The 19,523-nt window shown below is 63.4% G+C and carries 20 protein-coding genes and 1 tRNA gene; 11 read left to right on the top strand and 10 right to left on the bottom strand.

Translation table 11 applies throughout. The annotated features are described in order from the left end of the window. Positions 1-171 precede the first annotated feature (171 nt). The 4 genes from CIT39_RS06185 to CIT39_RS06175 all read left to right on the top strand — a co-directional run bounded on the left by CIT39_RS06185 (position 172) and on the right by CIT39_RS06175 (position 4,361). Entirely contained in the window at positions 172-1,683 is a 1,512-nt protein-coding gene (locus tag CIT39_RS06185; RefSeq protein WP_094972944.1) for an FAD-dependent monooxygenase, read from the top strand. A gap of 107 nt (positions 1,684-1,790) precedes the next feature. After that, on the top strand, positions 1,791-3,152 hold the full coding sequence (gene clcA / locus CIT39_RS06180; protein ID WP_094972945.1) for a H(+)/Cl(-) exchange transporter ClcA: 1,362 nt from the start codon (positions 1,791-1,793) through the stop codon (positions 3,150-3,152). A 184-nt stretch (positions 3,153-3,336) separates the two neighbouring features. After that, positions 3,337-3,621: a hypothetical protein gene (locus tag CIT39_RS33150; RefSeq protein WP_408612834.1), complete on the top strand. Its 285-nt coding sequence runs from the start codon at positions 3,337-3,339 to the stop codon at positions 3,619-3,621. A 101-nt stretch (positions 3,622-3,722) separates the two neighbouring features. Next, a complete protein-coding gene (locus tag CIT39_RS06175; protein ID WP_094972946.1) occupies positions 3,723-4,361 on the top strand; it encodes a DUF917 domain-containing protein in 639 nt (212 codons plus the stop codon). A 589-nt stretch (positions 4,362-4,950) separates the two neighbouring features. Here the strand turns inward: CIT39_RS06175 and CIT39_RS06170 are convergent. From CIT39_RS06170 to CIT39_RS06155, 4 genes are all read right to left on the bottom strand, one after another. After that, positions 4,951-5,316, bottom strand: a complete 366-nt coding sequence (locus CIT39_RS06170) for a hypothetical protein (protein WP_094972947.1) — start codon at positions 5,314-5,316, stop codon at positions 4,951-4,953. Positions 5,317-5,376: 60 nt separating this feature from the next. After that, a complete protein-coding gene (locus CIT39_RS06165; protein WP_148667279.1) occupies positions 5,377-5,955 on the bottom strand; it encodes a hypothetical protein in 579 nt (192 codons plus the stop codon). 139 nt (positions 5,956-6,094) lie between these two features. Continuing rightward, positions 6,095-6,169, bottom strand: a tRNA-Glu gene (locus CIT39_RS06160). A gap of 57 nt (positions 6,170-6,226) precedes the next feature. Beyond that, a complete protein-coding gene (locus CIT39_RS06155) occupies positions 6,227-6,571 on the bottom strand; it encodes a hypothetical protein (RefSeq protein ID WP_094972949.1) in 345 nt (114 codons plus the stop codon). Between CIT39_RS06155 and CIT39_RS06150 the strand changes: the two genes are divergently transcribed. The 3 genes from CIT39_RS06150 to CIT39_RS06140 all read left to right on the top strand — a co-directional run bounded on the left by CIT39_RS06150 (position 6,462) and on the right by CIT39_RS06140 (position 9,235). Further along, positions 6,462-7,592, top strand: coding sequence for an RluA family pseudouridine synthase (locus tag CIT39_RS06150; RefSeq protein ID WP_414645243.1), 1,131 nt, complete (start codon positions 6,462-6,464; stop codon positions 7,590-7,592). The two genes, CIT39_RS06155 and CIT39_RS06150, sit on opposite strands and share 110 nt — an antisense overlap. Positions 7,593-7,811: 219 nt before the next feature. After that, positions 7,812-8,711 carry an RNA polymerase sigma factor RpoH gene (gene rpoH, locus CIT39_RS06145; RefSeq protein ID WP_094895121.1) on the top strand — a complete coding sequence of 300 codons (900 nt, stop codon included), beginning with the start codon at positions 7,812-7,814 and terminating at the stop codon, positions 8,709-8,711. 182 nt (positions 8,712-8,893) lie between these two features. Then, positions 8,894-9,235: a hypothetical protein gene (locus CIT39_RS06140; protein WP_094973474.1), complete on the top strand. Its 342-nt coding sequence runs from the start codon at positions 8,894-8,896 to the stop codon at positions 9,233-9,235. A 9-nt stretch (positions 9,236-9,244) separates the two neighbouring features. On the opposite strand, the gene CIT39_RS06135 is transcribed toward CIT39_RS06140, so the two are convergent. From CIT39_RS06135 to CIT39_RS06120, 4 genes are all read right to left on the bottom strand, one after another. Next, positions 9,245-9,871 (bottom strand): peptidoglycan recognition protein family protein, encoded by a 627-nt coding sequence (locus CIT39_RS06135; RefSeq protein ID WP_094972951.1) that lies wholly within the window; start codon positions 9,869-9,871, stop codon positions 9,245-9,247. A gap of 34 nt (positions 9,872-9,905) precedes the next feature. Beyond that, positions 9,906-11,117 carry a GGDEF domain-containing protein gene (locus CIT39_RS06130; protein WP_162308370.1) on the bottom strand — a complete coding sequence of 404 codons (1,212 nt, stop codon included), beginning with the start codon at positions 11,115-11,117 and terminating at the stop codon, positions 9,906-9,908. A gap of 819 nt (positions 11,118-11,936) precedes the next feature. Beyond that, positions 11,937-12,548, bottom strand: a complete 612-nt coding sequence (locus CIT39_RS06125) for a LysE family translocator (RefSeq protein WP_094972953.1) — start codon at positions 12,546-12,548, stop codon at positions 11,937-11,939. Between the two features lie 73 nt (positions 12,549-12,621). Further along, positions 12,622-12,996, bottom strand: a complete 375-nt coding sequence (locus CIT39_RS06120) for a response regulator (protein ID WP_094972954.1) — start codon at positions 12,994-12,996, stop codon at positions 12,622-12,624. A gap of 120 nt (positions 12,997-13,116) precedes the next feature. On the opposite strand from CIT39_RS06120, the gene CIT39_RS06115 reads away from it, so the two are divergent. Further along, positions 13,117-13,947 carry an SDR family NAD(P)-dependent oxidoreductase gene (locus CIT39_RS06115; protein ID WP_094972955.1) on the top strand — a complete coding sequence of 277 codons (831 nt, stop codon included), beginning with the start codon at positions 13,117-13,119 and terminating at the stop codon, positions 13,945-13,947. A 126-nt stretch (positions 13,948-14,073) separates the two neighbouring features. Here the strand turns inward: CIT39_RS06115 and CIT39_RS06110 are convergent, their stop codons facing one another. Continuing rightward, entirely contained in the window at positions 14,074-14,880 is an 807-nt protein-coding gene (locus CIT39_RS06110; protein ID WP_094972956.1) for a lytic murein transglycosylase, read from the bottom strand. A gap of 231 nt (positions 14,881-15,111) precedes the next feature. Between CIT39_RS06110 and CIT39_RS06105 the strand changes: the two genes are divergently transcribed. From CIT39_RS06105 to CIT39_RS06095, 3 genes are all read left to right on the top strand, one after another. Next, on the top strand, positions 15,112-15,594 hold the full coding sequence (locus CIT39_RS06105) for a hypothetical protein (protein ID WP_094972957.1): 483 nt from the start codon (positions 15,112-15,114) through the stop codon (positions 15,592-15,594). A 269-nt stretch (positions 15,595-15,863) separates the two neighbouring features. Beyond that, positions 15,864-16,208, top strand: coding sequence for a hypothetical protein (locus CIT39_RS06100; protein WP_094973476.1), 345 nt, complete (start codon positions 15,864-15,866; stop codon positions 16,206-16,208). 553 nt (positions 16,209-16,761) lie between these two features. After that, positions 16,762-16,998 (top strand): hypothetical protein, encoded by a 237-nt coding sequence (locus CIT39_RS06095; RefSeq protein ID WP_094972958.1) that lies wholly within the window; start codon positions 16,762-16,764, stop codon positions 16,996-16,998. A gap of 74 nt (positions 16,999-17,072) precedes the next feature. Here CIT39_RS06095 and rpoD read toward each other — a convergent pair whose 3' ends face one another. Continuing rightward, complete coding sequence (rpoD, locus tag CIT39_RS06090) at positions 17,073-19,232, bottom strand: RNA polymerase sigma factor RpoD (protein ID WP_094972959.1); 2,160 nt, start codon at positions 19,230-19,232, stop codon at positions 17,073-17,075. Positions 19,233-19,523: the final 291 nt, after the last annotated feature.

Genomic DNA, 19,523 nt, shown 5'->3' with positions numbered 1-19,523 from the left:
GCTTTTCAAACGCTTATCGATCCGGCAGATGGTGTGACCTCGACTGCCTATTGCTGCTGCCTATACCCACATACTCAATCATTATTTGCACCGGCCGCGATATTAAGCGAGTGACGCGTCGGAACGGCATGCTCGCCATTCCCTGGCACGAACCCAACGGAAGAACACGCCATGACAGATACGGTCCTCATCGTCGGAGCTGGCCCGGTCGGGCTGACCATGGCGCTCGAGCTTGCACGCTACCAGGTGCCCGTACGCCTCATCGACAAGATGACGAAGCGTGGCGATACCTCACGCGCAATCGCAATCTGGCCCCGAACGCTCGAACTTCTCAACCGTGCCGGTGCCAGCGCAGAGCTCATCGCACTCGGCAACAAGGTCACCGCTGCAAACATCATCGCGGGGTCCGAGCCGATGGCACGGGTACAGTTCGACGATGTCGACACGCCCTATCCGTTCGCGTTGATGCTCCCGCAGTCCGATACGGAGGCCGTGCTCGAACGGCACCTCGAACGCTTCAGCGCACCTTCGGAACTTGGCGTCGAGCTGATAACCTTTACGCAAGACGCTGACGGCGTCACGGCAACCCTCCGCCACGCCGACGGACGCGTCGAAGCCGAAAAATTCGGCTGGCTCATTGCCTGCGATGGATCCCACAGCCCCATTCGACACAGCCTCGGCCTCAGCTTCGAGGGCGGCACGATGGGCACCGACTGGGCGCTCGGCGATTTCCACATGACCGGTTCGCCATATCCGTTGAACGAGCTTTTCACCTACTGGCATGAAGATGGACCGCTCATCTTTTTCCCGATGGCACCGGGGCGATACCGCATCATTGCGAGCCTTGCTCCGTCAAACGGAGCGATGCCCGTTCCACCGTCGCCTGAAGCGTTCCAGGCCATCGTCGACCGGCGCGGCTCCCGCAACATCGTGCTGGGCGATGCGGTCTGGACCTCCACATTCCGCATCAACGAGCGACAGATTTCGACCTATCGGGCCGGGCGCGTATTTCTCGCGGGGGATGCAGCGCACGTTCACAGCCCCGCCGGCGGCCAGGGTATGAACACGGGCATGCAGGATGCGATAAATCTCGCCTGGAAGCTCGCGATGGTCTGCCGCGGCTTGTCCGCCAATCCCTCGCTGCTCGACAGCTACGACACCGAGCGCAGACCCGTCGGGGCCGAGGTGATCGCAACCGCGGGACGCCTGACCAAGATTGCAACAATCCACAACCCGATTGCACAGCATATTCGGAACGTCGTCGCTCATTTCGCGCTCGGACTTTCGCCGGTTCAACAGGCTCTTAAAGGGTCGATGACCGAGATCTCCATCGGCTATCACGATAGCCCCCTCAACGATACCGCTTCGGGAAATTCCCAGGCCGGCAAACGCATGCGGCCGCTCGACGACGAGATACCTTATGGAGCGGGCGACGCGCCACGCTTCACTCTGCGCGCTGGGCGAGCATCAGGAGAGCCTACACCCGCACTGCGAAGCGACCTTGTCGATCCTGCAATCCGGCCGGCCGCACATGGAGCGGGCATCGAGCTTGTGCGACCCGACGGCTATCTGGCTGTGTCCGCCGCGGCCCGGGATTGGGCTTCGATCGAGACCTATCTCGACCGCCTGGCCAAGGGCTCGCGACCGCGGCCGCACGATGCGGCCCTTCGCCACGCCGGATAGGCGTGATCCCGCGGAATCCATGATAGTCTCTCGGAAAGTCCGGCGAATATTTCCTCGCTCTCTTTCCCGGGACATCCGTCAGTGCCTTTGGTCAAGATTTGCCGGCCATGACCATCAGCCGGAATGAACTCCGACAGGCGGCGGGAGAAGACCGGAGTCTTTTGAGACTCGTGGCGATTGCCCTGGTTGCCGGGGCGATCATCGGATGTGTTGGGGCGATCTTCCGCGTTGCGCTGGAGCATGCCGATCGGCTGCGGGACACGATGATCGCCTGGGCCCATGGCCACGCCATCTTGGGATTCCTGATCATCGTGGGAACGTGCGTTATTGCGGCCTCGGTCGCTGCGTGGATGGTACGTCGATTCTCGCCACACGCGTCGGGAAGCGGCATTCCGCATGTCGAAGCTGTCCTTCACGAACAGATTCCGCCGGCTCCATTTAGTCTGGTGCCGGTGAAATTCTTCGCAGGGCTTCTGGCGATCGGGTCCGGCCTGGCGTTGGGCCGCGAGGGGCCCACCGTCCAGATGGGAGCCGGCATTGCGGTCTTCGCCGCGCGGATCTGCCGACTCGACTGGGCCGATTGCCGAGTATTGCTCGCGGCCGGCGCCGGCGCGGGGCTGGCAACGGCCTTCAATGCTCCGATTGCCGGCGTCGTCTTTGTGCTCGAGGAATTGATCCACCGGTTCGATCGAAGAGTTGCCGTCGGCACCCTTGCCATGTTGGCAACGGCGATTCCGATCGCAAGGCTGTTTCTCGGCGATGCGTCTGATTTCCGGGTCGCGCCGTTGAGCTATCCCGACGCCGAAGCCGTGCCTCTGTTCTTCGTTCTCGGCGCCGTCGCGGGCCTGCTCGCCATCGCCTACAACCGCACTTTGCTGGCGGCCCTGGCGGTTCGCGATCGATTTGCGAAGTCACCAGTCGAGCTACGCGCCGGATTGATCGGCGCGAGCGTCGGCATATTGGCCTGGTTCGCACCCGAATTGGTCGGCGGCGGGGATCAGATCACCCAACGCGCGCTGATCGGCTACGAAAGCCCGGCGATCGTTGCGCTGGCATTCCTGATCCGGTTCGGGTTGGGCCCCCTCTCCTACGCTGCTGGCACGCCCGGGGGCCTGTTTGCACCACTGCTCGTGCTGGGAGCGCAATCCGGGCTGCTGTTCGGAGCGGCCTGTCGTCATCTCCTTCCCGCGCTCAATATTCAGCCGGAAGCCTTTGCCCTCGTGGGCATGGCGGCCTTCTTCACCGGCGTGGTGCGTTCGCCGCTGACCGGCATCGTTCTCGTCGCCGAGATGACCGCGAACGTGACAATGCTGCTGCCGATGCTGGGCGCCTGCCTCGTTGCGATGCTGCTGCCGATGCTGTTGCGCGATCCACCTATCTACGATTCGCTGCGTGAGCATACGCTGCGTCTGGAGCAGCAAATCAGGGAGAGATGCGGTGCCTGCTCAAAGGCGCCGGATAACAAATGACGCCCGTGCGCCGGATTGTTCTTTCGTGCACGATGAATTCGGCTCGCCCCATATACTCAGCCTATACCCGCATATCGAGGCCGTATTTGTGCTCCTCCAAGTCGAGAGCATATATCGCGACCGTCGGTCCAATCCTCTTCGGGAAATTATGAGAGGAGTCGGACAGTATCAAAAGGAGATTGAAATGCTCAAATCGATCTGCGTTTTAGGCGCACTGGCCCTGGGCTCGTCGCTGATGTTGACACAGCCCGCGGCAGCAGCCGACGGATGCGGGCCCAACGGGTATCGCGGACCGGGCGGCGCATGCCACCGATTCGGTACGGGGCCATATCCGGGTGGCTATTTTGGACCATACCGCGATGCCTACCGCTGGAATGGCTGCCCTCCGGGCGACTGGCGCGGTCCGTGGGGACACTGCCGCGATACCCCGTATCACGGTCGCTTGCCCGGTGGTGGCTGGAAATCGTGAAGACATTCGGCGCCGTGAAGGTGGCTTGACTGCCCACCCTTCACGGCGCTCGCCCCGCCGGGCGGCGCTCCGTCAAGAAGCAAGTTAAGCGGGTACAACGCGTGTCGAGACCTATCGCGAGCCACGAGCTGGAGCTTCTCGCCACGGGATCCTGGATATTGGGAACGGGCGGCGGCGGATCCCCCTATTCGTCGTATCTCAGCATGAAGAACTTCTACAATGACGGCGGGAGCGTCGAGCTTCTCGATGCGGAAGAGCTTGCCGACGATGACCTCGTCGCGGTGCTCTCAACCATGGGAGCGCCGCTGGTATTTCAGGAGCGGATGACCGATCCGGCCTTCGCGCTCAAGCCGCTGCGAATTATGGAGGATTATCTCGGCAAGCGCTTCCGCGCCGTTATGACGGTGGAAATCGGCGGCTGCAACGCGTTTCAGCCGCTCCTGGCGGCCGCGGCAAGCGGACTGCCGGTCGTCGATGCCGATGCTATGGGACGTGCGTTTCCCGAAGCGCAGATGCAGACCTTCGCCATTGCCGATCTCGCGATGTCCCCGCACGTCGTCGCCGACATCCGCGACAATGACGTGATAGTCGCGCGGGCCGCGACCTGGCAGTCGCTGGAGCGCGTCCGGCGCAAGGTCTGCACCGAGTTCGGCTCGGTCGCTACGACGTGCCAAGCGCCAAGGACCGGCGCCGAGATCAAGCGTCACGCCATCCTGCGCACGACCTCGTCGCGCAATTGAGCTGGGTTGCAATGTCAACCGGTACCCAACACTGCCGGGACCGAACTGGACGCCGATCGCGCCTTCGCCCCTCGTCCAGATCTCGATGGGTGTCCCCTCCGCAGAGAGGTCACCACGCTTAGAAGCGGACCTCCGCGAACGGCGCCGCGACGTCGGCTCGTACGCTGACAGCGGCCGTTCCACAACCGCTTATTATGCGAACGCAGCACCCAATCCTAAACTGATAAGCTTTGTGGCTTTTCCTTATCAGTCGGAGAACTGACTCCATTTGCGACCAAACCTTATCAGTTGATAGCGGGTGACTCCGTCCTCAGGAGTCACGGCGGGACCGGTCATCTCCAGCAGGTTGAATTGGGAGGCAACCTGAAAAACGCACCGGCGTGCGCGGCATCTGTCGGACATCGCCGCGAACCACTTCCAATCTCAGGCGCCCTTCCGGACGACTGAGGGAAACTGCCCGCTCACGCAACGACTGCAACGACACCATCTCGAGTTCGCCGATGCCATAGCTCTTTCCGTTGACGAGGGACTGGAGCTCACGGCCCTCGACTTTGATCCTGGCACGCGTGTCTGCTCTCGCGAAAATCCGTCAGCCGCTCGAACCAGTCCATTTCGCATTCTCGCTCAAGATATCGTTGGCCAACTGGAAGTCCTCGGGCTTGCCCTTGGCGATGGTCCTGACGCCTTCCTTTTTCAGCTCCAGCCGCTTTTTCTTGATACGGCCCTCCTTCTCGTCCTGGCCGAAATCGTAGATCAGGAGGTAAACGTAGGGATGAATAGACAGCTCGACCTTCCCCTCGGTAACCTGTTTGACGAGATCATCGACCCGCCTGCCCCGACTTTGACCGCTGATCTCCATCAGATTCCTGCAGGTGCTGACGTAGCCCCCAACCAGGCTTTCCCGCGTTTGCTTGGCTTGAATGAACTGCTCATACTTTCTGATTTGAGCGATCACGGCTGTGGAGCGCTCCGGAAGTGGAAGGCTCTTTGCTCCCTTGGGAAGCTTTTCCAGGTCTCACAGCTCGCGATTATCCGCGCATTTTGCTTCGCAAAAGACCAACTCGGCTTTGCCCGGTTTTCCCGGGACCAGCACTGCGATATCCATCCGCGGCGCGGATAGATCGCCGTTCTCCCCTGCCTTCGTGAAGGCAATTTCGAGATCAACGACCTTCGGCTCTTTCCTGGCGATCTTGTGCACCCCGCTTTTTTCAGGCCCGGCAAATCGCGCAGCCGTCTTAATCAATTGCGGCAAGGTGAGCTTGGACTGGTAATCGGTGTTCACGATGTCGGCGGGGTTGAGATCGAACGCCTTTCCATCGAACGAGACATACGGATCCTTTTTCTCAAGCTCCGGCTTCACCAGATACTTGTAATGGATCGCAAGACGGGGCTCGCTGCCATTGCTGCCGCCTTTCGCGAACGCAATCTTGAAAACGCTCTGACCTTTGACATAGGCGTTCAGGTATCCGTTCCGGACCGCAAGCAACAGGTCCTTGCTCTCCAGCACCTCCTTCCACCAATTGTCGATCAAGCTCTCCGCGAGCACCCTCAAACCTGAGATTCGCGAGCCTGAAGTCATCAACTCGTCGGCCACTGTTCCTCCTTCGGCGAAGTCTCTAAGGAGACTGCACCGTTAGCCGCGATGAGGAGAATTCAGTGCTGTTTATCGGTGAGATGACTTGAAGAAGGCGGTCAAGTACACGCCTCCAACCAGACTAACCTATTGAATTTGCTGGCGCTCCCTAGGGGAATCGAACCCCTGTTTCAGCCTTGAGAGGGCCGCGTCCTAACCGCTAGACGAAGGGAGCGTGATGGCTAGCCAATAGCCTCGAAATTTGTCCGCCGCAAGGACCCCGACGGGCCTTTTAGGGCTCATTGGCGAATTTCAGCTTTCCGGCCGGCTTCAGGGTGTGGGCGTCGAAGGTGCGGATCTCGATGACGCCGCCGACGTCCAGGGTAACCACGAGGCGGTCGCCGGCGAGGCCGGTCGAGACGATTTTGGCGCCCTTCGGCAGGATGGCGGTGACGTCGCCGGCCGGCTCGGCCGCCCTTCCCTCGGACTTGAAAAGGCGGTAGCCCACCGCGATCAGCACGGCGCAGATCGCCAGCGCCGTGGTCAACCCCGCGATCAGCATCATCCGCCGCACCCGCGCGAACAGCGCGGCCTGCTCGGGGCTCGGTTCGGGAACAGCGGTGTCAGAAATCGTCATGGAAAGTCTTGGTCCTAAGGGTCTTGGCTCTGCGCAAAGGTTGGAGGTCGTCGTCCAAGGCAGCGAGGGCTCGGCCCGGCTCGACCGCGTGCTGGCGGCACACCTCACCGACCTGTCGCGATCGCGGCTGAAAGCCCTGATCCTGGCGGGCGCGGTGAGCCTGAAGGCCTCCGCGATCCGCGACCCCGCTTATCACGTCACATCCGGCGATACGATCACAATCGACGTGCCGGAAGCGGCCCCGCCGGAGCCGAAGGGGGAGGATATCGCCCTCGATATCGTGTTCGAGGACGACGACATCGTCGTTCTCAACAAGCCGAAGGGGCTGGTGGTGCACCCTGCCGCCGGCCACGAGACCGGCACGCTGGTGAACGCGCTGATCGCCCATTGCGGCGCTTCGCTGTCGGGCATCGGCGGAGTGCGCCGGCCCGGCATCGTGCACCGGCTCGACAAGGACACGACGGGGCTGATGGTGATCGCCAAGAACGACCTCGCCCATGCCTCGCTGACCGCGCAATTCGCCGATCACGGCCGCACCGGCGCGATGCGCCGCGGCTACATGGCCTTTGCCTGGGGCGTGCCCGGCCGTCATCGCGGCACCGTCGACGCGCCGATCGACCGCCATCCGCATGCGCGCGAGAAGATGGCGGTGCGCCAGGGCGGCCGCGAGGCCGTCACGCACTGGGAGATCCTGGAGAGTTTCAACGGGCGCGACGGCAAGCCGATCGCGACGCTGCTCGCCTGCGAGCTCGAGACCGGGCGCACCCACCAGATCCGCGTCCATCTCGCCCATATCGGCCATCCCCTGATGGGGGATGCCGTCTATGGACCGCATTTCAAGACGAAGGCGAACCAGCTTGGCACCGAGTCGCAAGCCGCCCTCGCCGCGCTTGGACGGCAGGCCTTGCATGCGTATCTGCTGGTATTGGAGCACCCGAGGACCGGAGAATTACTCCACTGGGAGGCGGCTTTGCCGGAGGATTTGCTTCTCTTGCAAGGCGCCCTCAAAGCGGCGCTATGACGCAGGGGTTTTAAGAAAAGCGTTACATTACAAAAAGTTATAGCTGCCACACGGGGACGTGACGTCAGCAATCCTTCCCTTTTTGCCCCCCGATGGGGTATATTGCGGCTGCGTTGGAAATGACCAACGTGGAACATCGCAGCTACGGCCGGCTTTAACACAGCGGTCGTCTGCCTGGCCCGCCGCTATCGGGGGCCTGAACCTTTGGAGGGCTTCAGTATGGCCCGTACCGCTGCTTTGCCGGTCCTCAATGGAGAATCCGGCCTTTCTCGTTACCTCGCCGAGATCCGCAAGTTCCCGATGCTGGAACCCCAGCAGGAATACATGCTCGCCAAGCGTTGGCGCGAGCATGACGATCGGGACGCGGCGCATCAACTCGTCACCAGCCATCTCCGTCTCGTGGCCAAGATCGCCATGGGCTATCGCGGCTACGGCCTGCCGATCTCCGAGGTCGTCTCGGAAGGCAATGTCGGCCTGATGCAGGCGGTGAAGCGTTTCGAACCCGAGAAGGGGTTCCGTCTCGCTACATACGCCATGTGGTGGATCAAGGCGTCGATTCAAGAGTACATCCTGCGTTCCTGGTCGCTCGTGAAGATGGGCACCACTGCGAACCAGAAGAAGCTGTTCTTCAACCTGCGCAAGGCGAAGAGCAAGATCAACGCGCTGGATGAGGGCGATCTGCGCCCCGACCAAGTCAAGATCATTGCCAAGCGTCTCGGCGTCACGGCCCAGGACGTGATCGACATGAACCGCCGCCTCGGTGGCGACGCGTCGCTCAACGCACCGATCCGCGACGACGGCGAAGCCGGCGAATGGCAGGACTGGCTGGTCGACAATACGCCCAACCAGGAAGCCATGCTGGCCGAGCACGAGGAATATGACGAACGCCGGGACGCGCTGAACGGCGCCATGGGCGTGCTCAATCCGCGCGAACGCCGCATCTTCGAGGCTCGCCGCCTCGCCGATGAGCCGATGACGCTGGAAGACCTCGCTGCCGAGTTCGGCGTGTCGCGCGAGCGCGTCCGCCAGATCGAGGTCCGTGCCTTCGAGAAGGTGCAGTCAGCGGTCAAGGGCACGATTGCAAGGGCCGAACAGGCCGCGCTGGAAGCCGCGCACTAAGCGGGGCGTTTCCGCGGAGAGAAATTGGCGGATCGAAAAAAGAGAAAAGCCGGCGGCAACGCCGGCTTTTTTGCGCGTGATGTCGAGCATGTTCGGACAGAGGCGGGCGAGGCATCTTGAACCCGCCTCGCCGGTCAACCGACCCAAGATTGAGAGCGATCAGCATCGATTGGACGCACACCGTGTCGATCATCCTGCAATCCACCGTGGGCGGTTTTTCCGCCCAGTTCATGCGCAAGCTGCCGCAGGTCGAACAGGCGATGCGCGAGCATGGGCTGGAGCCGTCGGAATTCGTGATCTCCAAGGACTATGCGTCGACCGCGACGATCCCGATCATGGGGCCGTTCTTCTTCAGCTACAGCGTGTTCTTCGGCGAGGAGACGTTCAGCGTCACCGAGCCGAACGACATGGTGTTCCTGGATTACTTCTTCAAACCCGTGCTCGCCGTCGATGATCCACCCGAATTGCCGCAGCGGGCGGGATTGATGCGACGGTTGTTCGGCTGGATGGCGCAGTCGGTGTGACGCCTCCCGTCACTCCCCCCACATCCTCGCCAGCGTCGCGAGCCAGCAGCCTTCGCAATAGCGCGAATCCTTGTAGTCGATCCAGTTGTGGGCATAGACGTGATCGAGGGGAATGTCGTAGCGCGCGCGCAGCAGCTTCACGAGCACGCGCCACGCCGCGACCTGCGCGTCGGTCGGACCGGTCGTCACATCAGGGTAATTGCCGGCGAACTCGACGCCGATCGAATTGTCGCGCACGACCCGGCGATAGGTCGCGCTGTTGTCGATGTACTTGTTGTCGTTGCGGTTGGCGCCGTCGCCATGGGTCGGCACCAGGTTTTCCGCGACCGCCCAATAGACCGTGCCGTCGGTCTCGACCCACACGGTGACGCCGCGCCGCGTCGGGTTCTTCGACTGCTCCGCCGCGCCGCCGCGCGCCGAGCCCGCCGGCCCCTCGGTCTGGTGCACGATGATGTTGCGCCAACCTCTTACGCTCAGGACGTCCCCCCATGGCGCCAGCCAGACCATCTTCAGGCCGGGAATGTCGGGCGTACCGGAGGCACGTGCGAGCTTTGCGAGCTCGGCATCTCCGGCAGCGGCAGGCGCAATCAGAAAGAGGGCGGCGAGAACGGCCGCGAGCAGGCGAGCAATCATCATGCGGATCCAACGAAAGACCCAACCTAGCATGGCCTCAGCCGAAATTGCGCGCGGCCTCGCCCCGGCAGATCGGCTCAGGCGAAAGCGGCGGCGACGGATCGTAGACGGCAAAATCGTTCTTGCCGTTCTTCTTGGCGGCATAGAGGGCGTGGTCGGCATTGGCCATCAGGCGATCCGGGAATTCGCCGATACCGCGATCCCATTGCGCGACGCCGATCGAGATCGCGATCGGGATCTCGCTGCCGGTGCAGGCCTCGGCATCCTGACGGCAGACCTCGAGCACGCGGCGGGCGATCGTCGCGGCCTCGCGCAAGGACGATGACGGCAGCACGACGCAGAACTCGTCGCCGCCGGTGCGGGCCAGCATGTCGCCGGGCCGCAACCGCGTCTGCGCCATCAGGGTGAAGTGCTGCAGGCAGGCATCGCCGGCGGCATGGCCGTGGGTGTCGTTGATGGCCTTGAAGCCGTCGAGGTCGATGACCAGCAGCGAGAACGGCGCGCCGCTGCGCTCCGAGCGGGCGCATTCCTCGGTCAGGCGCTGCAACAGATGCCGCCGGTTGGCGACGCCGGTGAGATCGTCGAGCAGCGCGAGGTCGGCGACCTCGGCCCGCAGCCGGTCGATCGCCATCAGCAGGAAGCCGAAATTGAGCGTCATCGACAGGAACAGCAGAACCAGCACCAGGAAGCCGTGGACCTGACCGCCGCCCTGCGCCGAGAAATCGTAACCGAGCAAATTGCCCGCGGTGCGTACGACGAACATCCCTATCATGGTGAGGATGACGATGGCGGACAGCCGCGCGCCCGGGCTGACGCGGCCCTCGGGCGGCGACAGGAGAAGACGCAGCGCCAGCACCAGCGGCAGGGCCTGACCGAGCGTGTAGCTGAGCATGCGCAGCTGCATGTGGTCGAAGCCGACCATGAAGACCACGATGCCGGCAAGGCTCAGGGCTCCCGTAGTCGTCATGAGGCGCCATGAGACCGGCCGGTCATAAAAACGTTGAATGCCCATGGTGGCGAGACAGCACGCCGCGATCACACCCGCTGCGCCGAGCAGAAGCGGCAAGGGAGAGGCGACGAACAGGCGGACCAGCGCCGTCGTCGCCCCGAGCGCGCCGACGAAAGACGATGCCATCCAGAACCGCGCGGCGACGAATTTCGGATAGGACCGCGCCACATAGGCCCAGATCAGGCCAAGCGCCACGAAGTTGGCGACGAACACGGTCCAGAGCGTCGGTGTGTTCAGCATGAGGCGTGCGGCATGCGCAGCGTCGCGCTCCCCGTCCCTGCCAGCCGTCCGTCCATGACCCATCCCCGTTTTCTTGCGGGCGACCATGCGCGTGACGCGCTTAATGGAGTCTCACCGCGATCCTCGAAAGTTCCGCCTTGGTTTTGGATTCATGAAGAGCGCGGGTTGTTGGCGGATCGTTAAGCCTGTCGCCGGCGACGGCATCGCCGGTGCCGCGATGCGGATTCGCGCACCAAAATCACCCGAAAATGCATCTGAGCTGTGGATAACGCGATGACACGGATGTGACAGCGCGGGGCAGCGAGCTGCGAATCTGCTGAGCTTGTCGTCGAGGATGTTGCGAGGCTGGCCCTCCGCCGAGCATCCCTCGTGTCGCGTTTCACCATTAACCCTGAAGAGGATCCTATGGCTAAGAAAGCGAAGAAGGCTGTGAAGAAGAAGGCGAAGAAGGCCAAGAAGGCGGCGAAGAAGAAGTAACGAGGCTTCTATTTTCTTTGCCCGGGTGGAGCCTCGCTCCGCCCGGGCTTCGGGTCACGATTGAGAGTGTGTGAAGGTGGCGGGCGCGAGGCCCGCTTTTTTATTGGCTTGCTCTCTCAATCGTACCACCGAGCAAGGGCCAATAGCGGCCGCACCTGAACGCACGCCTCGTCCTTCGAGACGACCGCCTCCGGCGGTCTCCTCAGGATGAGGCTCAGCGGCACTGTGCCCGTTGAAGCAGCCGCTACGCACTCCGCCCTCATCCTGAGGAGCCCGCCTAAAGCGGGCGTCTCGAAGGATGGCTGCAAGTGCAAATGCCTAGCCGCGAGCGACCTGATGAAGCTACCTCTCCGCGAACGCCAGCTTGGCGCCGAGCGCGGCGAAACCGGCGGCGAAGCTGCGGCGCAGCCAGGCCATGACGCGCGGGCGGGAGATGACGTGCTCGCGCACCGAGGCGGCGCAGAGGCCGTAGACGACGAACACCGCAAGGGTCATCGCCATGAAGGCGCCGCTCAATTCCAGCATGCGCGCCAGCACATGGGATTCGTCCGCGGCGATGAACTGCGGCAGGAAGGCGAGGAAGAAGATCGACAGTTTCGGATTGAGGATGTTGATGAGAAAGCCGGTGACGATGACGCGGCCGACCGAACGCTCGCTGATGTCGCCCTCGACCGCCAGCGCCCCTTGTTCGCGCAGCGCCTGCCAGGACATGTAGAGCAGATAAAGCACCCCGCCCCATTTCAGCGCGGCAAAGGCGAGCGCGCTGGTGTGGAGCACGGCGGCGAGCCCGAGCATGGCAGCCATCATGTGCGGCACGATCCCGAGCGTGCAGCCGAAGGCGGCCGCGAGACTGGCGCGTGAGCCGCGCGTCAGCGCCGCAGCGAGCGTGTAGAGCACGCCGGTGCCGGGAGAGGCGACGACGATGAGCGAGGTGAGCAGGAAGGACCAGGACATGGGCGGACCATATCAGCCCACCTCGCGGTGAGGAAGCCAGCTTGGGCGCAACGGGATGACGGCTCGAGAACGCTCACGCCAGCTGCGCGAGCTCCGCTTCGCGGAGCACGTCCAGCGGCGCCCAGGGTTTGGCCCAGAACTTCGCGCCGTCGGGCAAGGGCTGCATCAGCGGACGGCCGGAGGTCACGACGACGTCGAGCCTGGGATTGCGGTGCTTGGCGACATGGGCGAGTTCGACGCCGGTCATGCGCCCGGCGAGCTGGACGTCGGTCATCATCAGACAGAGCGCGCCGGCGCTCTTGTCGAGCACGCGCTCGGCGGCCTCGGCGCTTTCGCACTGGATGACCTGATAGCCACTCTCTTCCAGCAGCAGGCTCAGCATCTCCCGCTGCATGGCGTCGTCTTCAACGATCAGCGCTGTTGCGCAAAATGGCTGTACCTGTCCCATCAGCGTCTCCAGTTCTTGTTTGTGTAAGGTATGTTAAGGGGCGAATTCGCCTAGGGTTCGGTTCCATTCTGAAAAAATCCAAAGCATAGTTCCCCTCACAGGGCTTGACCGGGGACCGACATGACTGCAATTCGCGGCGCTGCCGCCATTACGGGTGCTGCGAGCGGCATTGGCCGCGCACTGGCCCTCGAGCTTGCGCAACGCGGCTGCGATCTCGCGCTGGCCGATCGCGACGAAGCGGGGTTGAAGGCGCTGGCAGCCGAGATCGGGGCAACGCGCAAGGTCAGCGTCCACCGCGTCGACGTCGGCGAGCCCGACGACATTGCCCAGTTCGCGAATGAGGCGACCTCCGCGCATCCCGCGCTCGGCATCGTCGTCAACAATGCCGGCGTGGCGCTGATGGGCTCGTTCGAGGAGATCGACCAGGCGCAGATGGACTGGCTGTTCGACATCAATTTCTGGGGCGTGGTGCACGGCACGCGCGCCTTCCTACCGCATCTGAAGACGAGGAGCGAGGCGCACATCGTCAACCTCTCCTCGATCTTCGGCATCATCGCGCCGCCGGGCCAATCGGCCTATGCGGCGGCGAAATTCGCGGTGCGAGGCTTCTCCGAGAGCGTGCGGCACGAGCTCGCGGTGGCGGGCAGTCCGGTCAGGCTGTCGGTCGTGCATCCCGGCGGCGTCGCCACCGCGATTGCGCGCAACTCGCGTACCGGCGTCGGCGTCACCGACAATTCCCGCCGCGCGCAATCGATCGAGCGGTTCGAGAACGCGGCAAGGACCACACCGAAGGATGCCGCGCTGCGCATCATCAGGGGTATCGAGAAGAACGAGCCCCGCATCCTGATCGGCCACGACGCCCGCTTCATGGACCTGTTGCAGCGCTTCCGCCCGGCAACGTATTGGGCGCCGCTGCAGCGGAAGCTGGGGAAGATGGCGAAGGGGACGTGAGTGAGGCGATGGCGTTGCCTCGCGCCCCGCTGTCGTAGGGTGGGCAAAGCGTAGCGTGCCCACGACTTTCCAAGAGCGTGGGCACGGCGCAAGTGCGCCTTTGCCCACCCTACGAGATCAGCGCTCTCATTGCCCCGCCAGCCGGTCGGCGAAATAGCCGATCGTCTTGCGATACACCACCGCCCTGTTCCACTCGCGCATCGCTTCGAAATTGGCGGTGCCTTCGCCGTAGGGCTGGCCCATCTTGAAGCCGCTGGTGTGGAGCAGATTCGCGGTCGAGGCGAGCACGTCGGGGACGCTGTGGCGGAGGTCGACATGGCCGTCGCCGTCGAAATCGACGCCGTATTTGATGTAGGAGGACGGCAGGAACTGGGTCTGGCCGATCTCGCCGGCGAAGGCGCCGATCAGGTCGCGCAGCGGCAGGTCGCCACGCTGCACGATCTTCAGCGCGGCGAGCAGCTCGCCCTGGAACAGATCGGTGCGGCGGCAATCATGCGCGAGCGTCGCCAGCGTTCGGACCACCGGCATCTTGCCGATGTCGCCCTTGCCGAAATCGCTCTCCAGCCCCCAGATCGCGACCAGGATGTAACGGGGCACGCCGTACTGCTGCTCGATGCGCGAGAGCAGCGCGGCGTGGCGCTGCAGCAGGGCGCGGCCGCCATTGATGCGGCCGGGGCCGACTCGGGTCGAGACATACTGCTCGAAGCTCTTGTTGAAGGTGTGGCGCTGGCGCCGGTCGAAGGCGAGCACCGCGCCGTCTGGGGTGACACCGCTGAGCGCGGTGTTGGTCACGCTTGCAGAGACGCCGGCGGCCTGTGCCTCCTGCGCCATGCTGGCGACGAAAGCGTTGAAATCGCCGCCGCAGCGCGCGGCCTGCGCCGACCCGCCGGCCAGACAAAGAACGGACGCGGCGGCGAGAAGCAGTCTCAGCATGTGGAGCAATCCCTTAAAAATCTTCTGCGAAGCAGCGCGCGGATCATGCCCGGGAAAGCAGCGAGCGTCAAAGTGCAAGGCCCGAAAGAGCAAGGCTTGAAAGAACAAGACTTGAAAGAACAAGACTTGAAAGAACAAGACTTGGAAGGACAAGGCTTGATCCGCATCAATCCATCTCACCGCCCGCTTCCTAGACTGCGACGAACAGGAGCCGCCTCAGGAGAAGCGTCCATGACCGGAATTACCTTGACCGCCGAGCAGATCCGCAATGCCCCCGCAGCCGTGCGACAATGGATCGAGCAGGAGGTGTTCACTTCGCTCGGCCTTGCGGCGCCCCGCGCGGCCGTGACCATCCCGCCCCAGGCGTCCCATCTCGTCGCCTGCAGCGTGGAGGACGTCGCCGGCGTGCTCGAGCACATCAGGGGCGTGCTTCCGGCCGTCAACGTGCTGTTCGAGCTTGGCCGTCCCGGCATCAGCTTCGGCCAGCCCGCGGTGATGACCTTCCGCCTGATGGACATCCTGCATCACACCCGCCTGCACGATGTCGGCGAGGCCATCACCTGCCTGGAGATGATCAACCAGGCGCTGACGGAGGTGAAGAAGGACCCATCGGTGCGGTTCTGCGGTTTCGACAATGAAGGCCACTGCCTGATCGCACCGCAGACGCAAGCGAGCATCGCAACGCTCTGGCAGACCATGATGGAGCGGCAATAGGCGGCGCAGGCGCGCGAAGCCGCGGGCCGGGTGGCGCCGGCGGCGTGAGGTGGGGCGGTATCGCCATCACCACTGTCCGTCATTCCGGGGCGCGACGAAGTCGCGAGCCCGGAATCCATCCGGCGGCAGAGACGGTCGATGAATGGATTCCGGGCTCGCGCTGCGCGCGCCCCGGAATGACGGACGAGAGAGTTTGCGCTATGATTGTTGCTTGCGCCGCGCCGCCGAACGATCCGTCACCGCATCAAGCCCGCATGAAGCGACCAGCCATGCCCAACCATCAGCCCAATCGAACTTCTCGCCCCTCCCTCCTCCGCATCCCGCTGTTCCGCCTGCTCGCCATCAACCTCGCGATCGGCGCCTGCGCCGCGACGATCCTCGTCGGCGGGCTGCTCTGGCTCAACCCCGGTCATCTGCGCGAGCTGATCTTCGCCGACAGCTCGCCCGGCATTGCGCTCGCGCTGCTGCTCGCCTCCTTTCTCATCACCTTCGGCTCGGCCGCGATGGGCAGCGCGATCATGGCGCAGGGACGCAACGAGGACGGCGGCAAGAGCGGCGGACACGGATCGCGGCTCGCCATGCAGGAGGTGGCGCAGCGCACGCGGCCAAAATGATGCGCGCGCCGAGAAGCGTGAGGCCCGTTTACATATGTCAGCCTGCATCATCTGCACGCATGCGGGAAGATGTGCAGGCTGGTGCAACTGTCGGCACAGCGCGTCACGCGCGCTGCATTGCGAGGGCCGGCGAGAGGAACAAATTGGTTTGGCGGTCTAAACAATTGCTTCGACGTGAATCGAAACCGCAGGTCGCGGCCAACGCATATCTGATCCGCTCACTGCGACATCGACGCCGCCATGATTTGCTTGCCATCGCAGGGCGCCTTCTATAGCCTTCTATTTTAGGTTGTCGCCCCGCCAGCCCCGGGCGACGCTGAAGACCAAGAATAGACGGCGGGCTTCGGCCCGCCGTTTATTGATTCAAGCGCTGGCTGAACAAGGGTCGTCGAGCCAAGGGCCCATCGAGGGGGCGCCGCGGCAGGCGCCCGGCACATCCCCGCAGCTGGATTTCGATCAGCCACACCAATTCCCGTCGCGTTCGGGGCCGGACTGACGTCGGAGACCGCCAAAGTCATTTGACTGCGGCCCGCCAATCGACGACAAGCCGCCCATGGCCAAGAAACCCGGAACCAACCCCAAAGGCGAATTCGCCTTCTTCAACGTCTTCTATGAAGACGATTCCCAGCGCTCCAACCGCCGCGTTCCCTCGGAACTGCTCGGCGGCCTCGACGGCGACGAACCCGCCCGCGCCTTCATCATGGAGCAGGACCGCGAGATCGCCGAAAAGAGCGGCAAGCCGGCGCTCGAGATCAAGCGGCTCGAGCGGGTGGGGGTGAAGAAGAAGTAGGCCTTCAACTTCTCCCACGGCAAACAAAAACGGCGGGCCTCGGCCCGCCGTTTTCGTTTTGAAGGATGCTTGGATCAATTATCCAAGAAGCTCCGCAGCTTCCGCGACCTTGACGGATGCTTCAGCTTCCTAAGCGCCTTCGCTTCGATCTGGCGAATACGCTCTCTCGTCACCGAGAACTGCTGGCCCACTTCTTCCAGCGTATGGTCGGTGTTCATGCCGATGCCGAAGCGCATGCGGAGCACGCGCTCTTCGCGCGGGGTGAGCGAGGCGAGCACGCGCGTGGTGGTTTCGCGCAGGTTCGACTGGATCGCGGCGTCGATCGGCAAGATCGCGTTCTTGTCCTCGATGAAATCGCCGAGGTGTGAATCCTCTTCGTCGCCGACCGGCGTCTCCAGCGACAGCGGCTCCTTGGCGATCTTGAGGACCTTGCGGACCTTCTCCAAGGGCATGCCGAGCTTTTCGGCGAGCTCTTCCGGGGTCGGCTCGCGGCCGATCTCGTTGAGCATCTGGCGGGACGTGCGCACGATCTTGTTGATCGTCTCGATCATATGCACGGGGATGCGGATGGTGCGGGCCTGGTCCGCAATGCTGCGCGTGATCGCCTGCCGGATCCACCACGTGGCGTAGGTCGAGAACTTGTAGCCGCGGCGGTACTCGAACTTGTCGACCGCCTTCATCAGGCCGATGTTGCCTTCCTGGATCAGGTCGAGGAATTGCAGGCCGCGGTTGGTGTATTTCTTGGCGATCGAGATCACGAGACGGAGGTTGGCTTCCACCATCTCCTTCTTGGCCTGGCGAGCTTCGCGCTCGCCCTTCTGCACGGAGTGCACGATCTTGCGGAACTCGATGATCTCGAGGCCGGTCAGCGCCGCGAGCTGATGCACCTCGTGGCGGAGGTCCTTGATCCGGTCCTTCTCGTGATGGACGAAATTCTTCCAGCCCTTGGCCGAAAGCTTCGAGACACGGTTGAGCCAGCGCGGATCGAGCTCCGAGCCGGTGTAGTTGCGCAGGAAGTCCTCGCGCGCGACGCCGTGGCTGTCGGCGAGACGCATCAGCCGGCCCTCGTACGAAACGAGGCGCTTGTTGATGTCGTAGAGCTGCTCGACCAGTGAATCGATACGCGCCTGGTTCAGGCGCAGCGACTTCACCTCGACGATAATCTCGTCCTTGAGCTTGCGGTACTTCCGCTCCTGATGCGGCGAGAGCGAGGGCCCGTGCGAGGTGCTCTCGAGCTGGTTCTGGATGTCCTGCTCCTGCAGCTTGCGGAGCTTCTTGTAGCTGTCGGCGATCTTGTCGAAGATCTCGACGACCTTCGGCTTGAGCTCGGCCTCGATCGCCGCAAGCGACATCTGGTTCTCGAACTCGTCGTCCTCGTCCATGTCGGCTTCGGCGGCGGACTCGGCCGGATCCTTGGCCTCGCCAGCCGGGCTGCCGCCGGGGGCGGGTTGCCCGGCGCGGAACGGGGTCGGCGCCGGCGGCGCTGCGGGCGGGGCGACATGCGCGGGCGCACCGGTCGCGGCGGCCTGGCCGCCCTCGGCGGGCGCTTCGCCGTTCTCGCCGGTAGGACCCGCGATCATCGCATTGTTCATGCCGGCCTTGGCGTCGGGGCCGGCATAGGTGGCTTCGAGATCGATGATGTCGCGAAGGAAGATCTTGCCTTCGTTGAGCTCGTCGCGCCAGATGATGATGGCCTGGAAGCTCAGCGGGCTTTCGCAGAGACCTGCGATCATCGCCTCGCGGCCGGCTTCGATGCGCTTGGCGATGGCGATTTCGCCTTCGCGGGAGAGCAGCTCGACCGTGCCCATCTCGCGCAGATACATGCGCACGGGGTCGTCGGTGCGCTCGCCCGGCTCGCTCTTCTTGACCTCGGTGACGGCCTTCTGCGTGACCTCGACGAGCTCGTTGTCGGTCTCGTCCTCGCCGCCCTCGTCCTTGTCCTCTTCGCCTTCGCTATCGTCGGCTTCGGTGACGTTGATGCCCATGTCCGAGAGCATCGACATGATGTCCTCGATCTGCTCGGGCGAGGTCTGGTCGGACGGCAAAACTTCGTTGAGCTGATCGAAGGTCACGAAGCCGCGCTTCTTGGCCTGCTTGATCATCTTCTTCACTGCCGCGTCGGACAGATCGAGCAAGGGAGACGGCGCGTCCTGGGAGTCCTTCTCCGGCGCGTCCGCTGCCTTGTCGTCTTTTTCCTTGTCCTTCGCCTGCAGCGTCTTTGCCTTGGTGGCCATCCATTGCTCCTAAACGCGCTTCATGCGAGACGCTTGCCGCGCCCGCGTGAAATCACTTGAACCTGTTGCTCGACGCTCTCGCTTCGCCAGATCTCGACACGGAAAGGGCGGCGCGCACATCTCTCGCCACCCCGACCCTTCTCTCGCCGGATTTGCCTAACGCTTCGTGAGCCTCTTTGTCGCAGCGGATGCAGGTGAAGTGCCAACAGTGATTGCGCGGATTCATTCCTGACGCGTCTGTTCTGCCTGCGGCCGCCTGGGGGCCAAAGTGCTACAAGACCGTTAAGCCTC

The sequence above is a fragment of the Bradyrhizobium symbiodeficiens genome, assembly GCF_002266465.3.
Taxonomy (GTDB): domain Bacteria; phylum Pseudomonadota; class Alphaproteobacteria; order Rhizobiales; family Xanthobacteraceae; genus Bradyrhizobium; species Bradyrhizobium symbiodeficiens.
This window is presented reverse-complemented; position numbering and strand designations above follow the sequence as displayed.

What these genes read in the sequence shown, in the direction of transcription:
- CIT39_RS06185 (WP_094972944.1), top strand. Translation starts at nt 172, where the DNA reads ATGACAGATACGGTCCTCATCGTCGGAGCTGGCCCGGTCGGGCTGACC.
- clcA (WP_094972945.1), top strand. Translation starts at nt 1,791, where the DNA reads ATGACCATCAGCCGGAATGAACTCCGACAGGCGGCGGGAGAAGACCGG.
- CIT39_RS33150 (WP_408612834.1), top strand. Translation starts at nt 3,337, where the DNA reads ATGCTCAAATCGATCTGCGTTTTAGGCGCACTGGCCCTGGGCTCGTCG.
- CIT39_RS06155 (WP_094972949.1), bottom strand. Translation starts at nt 6,571, where the DNA reads ATGACGATTTCTGACACCGCTGTTCCCGAACCGAGCCCCGAGCAGGCC.
- rpoH (WP_094895121.1), top strand. Translation starts at nt 7,812, where the DNA reads ATGGCCCGTACCGCTGCTTTGCCGGTCCTCAATGGAGAATCCGGCCTT.
- CIT39_RS06135 (WP_094972951.1), bottom strand. Translation starts at nt 9,871, where the DNA reads ATGATGATTGCTCGCCTGCTCGCGGCCGTTCTCGCCGCCCTCTTTCTG.
- CIT39_RS06130 (WP_162308370.1), bottom strand. Translation starts at nt 11,117, where the DNA reads ATGCTGAACACACCGACGCTCTGGACCGTGTTCGTCGCCAACTTCGTG.
- CIT39_RS06125 (WP_094972953.1), bottom strand. Translation starts at nt 12,548, where the DNA reads ATGTCCTGGTCCTTCCTGCTCACCTCGCTCATCGTCGTCGCCTCTCCC.
- CIT39_RS06120 (WP_094972954.1), bottom strand. Translation starts at nt 12,996, where the DNA reads ATGGGACAGGTACAGCCATTTTGCGCAACAGCGCTGATCGTTGAAGAC.
- CIT39_RS06115 (WP_094972955.1), top strand. Translation starts at nt 13,117, where the DNA reads ATGACTGCAATTCGCGGCGCTGCCGCCATTACGGGTGCTGCGAGCGGC.
- CIT39_RS06110 (WP_094972956.1), bottom strand. Translation starts at nt 14,880, where the DNA reads ATGCTGAGACTGCTTCTCGCCGCCGCGTCCGTTCTTTGTCTGGCCGGC.
- CIT39_RS06105 (WP_094972957.1), top strand. Translation starts at nt 15,112, where the DNA reads ATGACCGGAATTACCTTGACCGCCGAGCAGATCCGCAATGCCCCCGCA.
- CIT39_RS06100 (WP_094973476.1), top strand. Translation starts at nt 15,864, where the DNA reads ATGCCCAACCATCAGCCCAATCGAACTTCTCGCCCCTCCCTCCTCCGC.
- CIT39_RS06095 (WP_094972958.1), top strand. Translation starts at nt 16,762, where the DNA reads ATGGCCAAGAAACCCGGAACCAACCCCAAAGGCGAATTCGCCTTCTTC.
- rpoD (WP_094972959.1), bottom strand. Translation starts at nt 19,232, where the DNA reads ATGGCCACCAAGGCAAAGACGCTGCAGGCGAAGGACAAGGAAAAAGAC.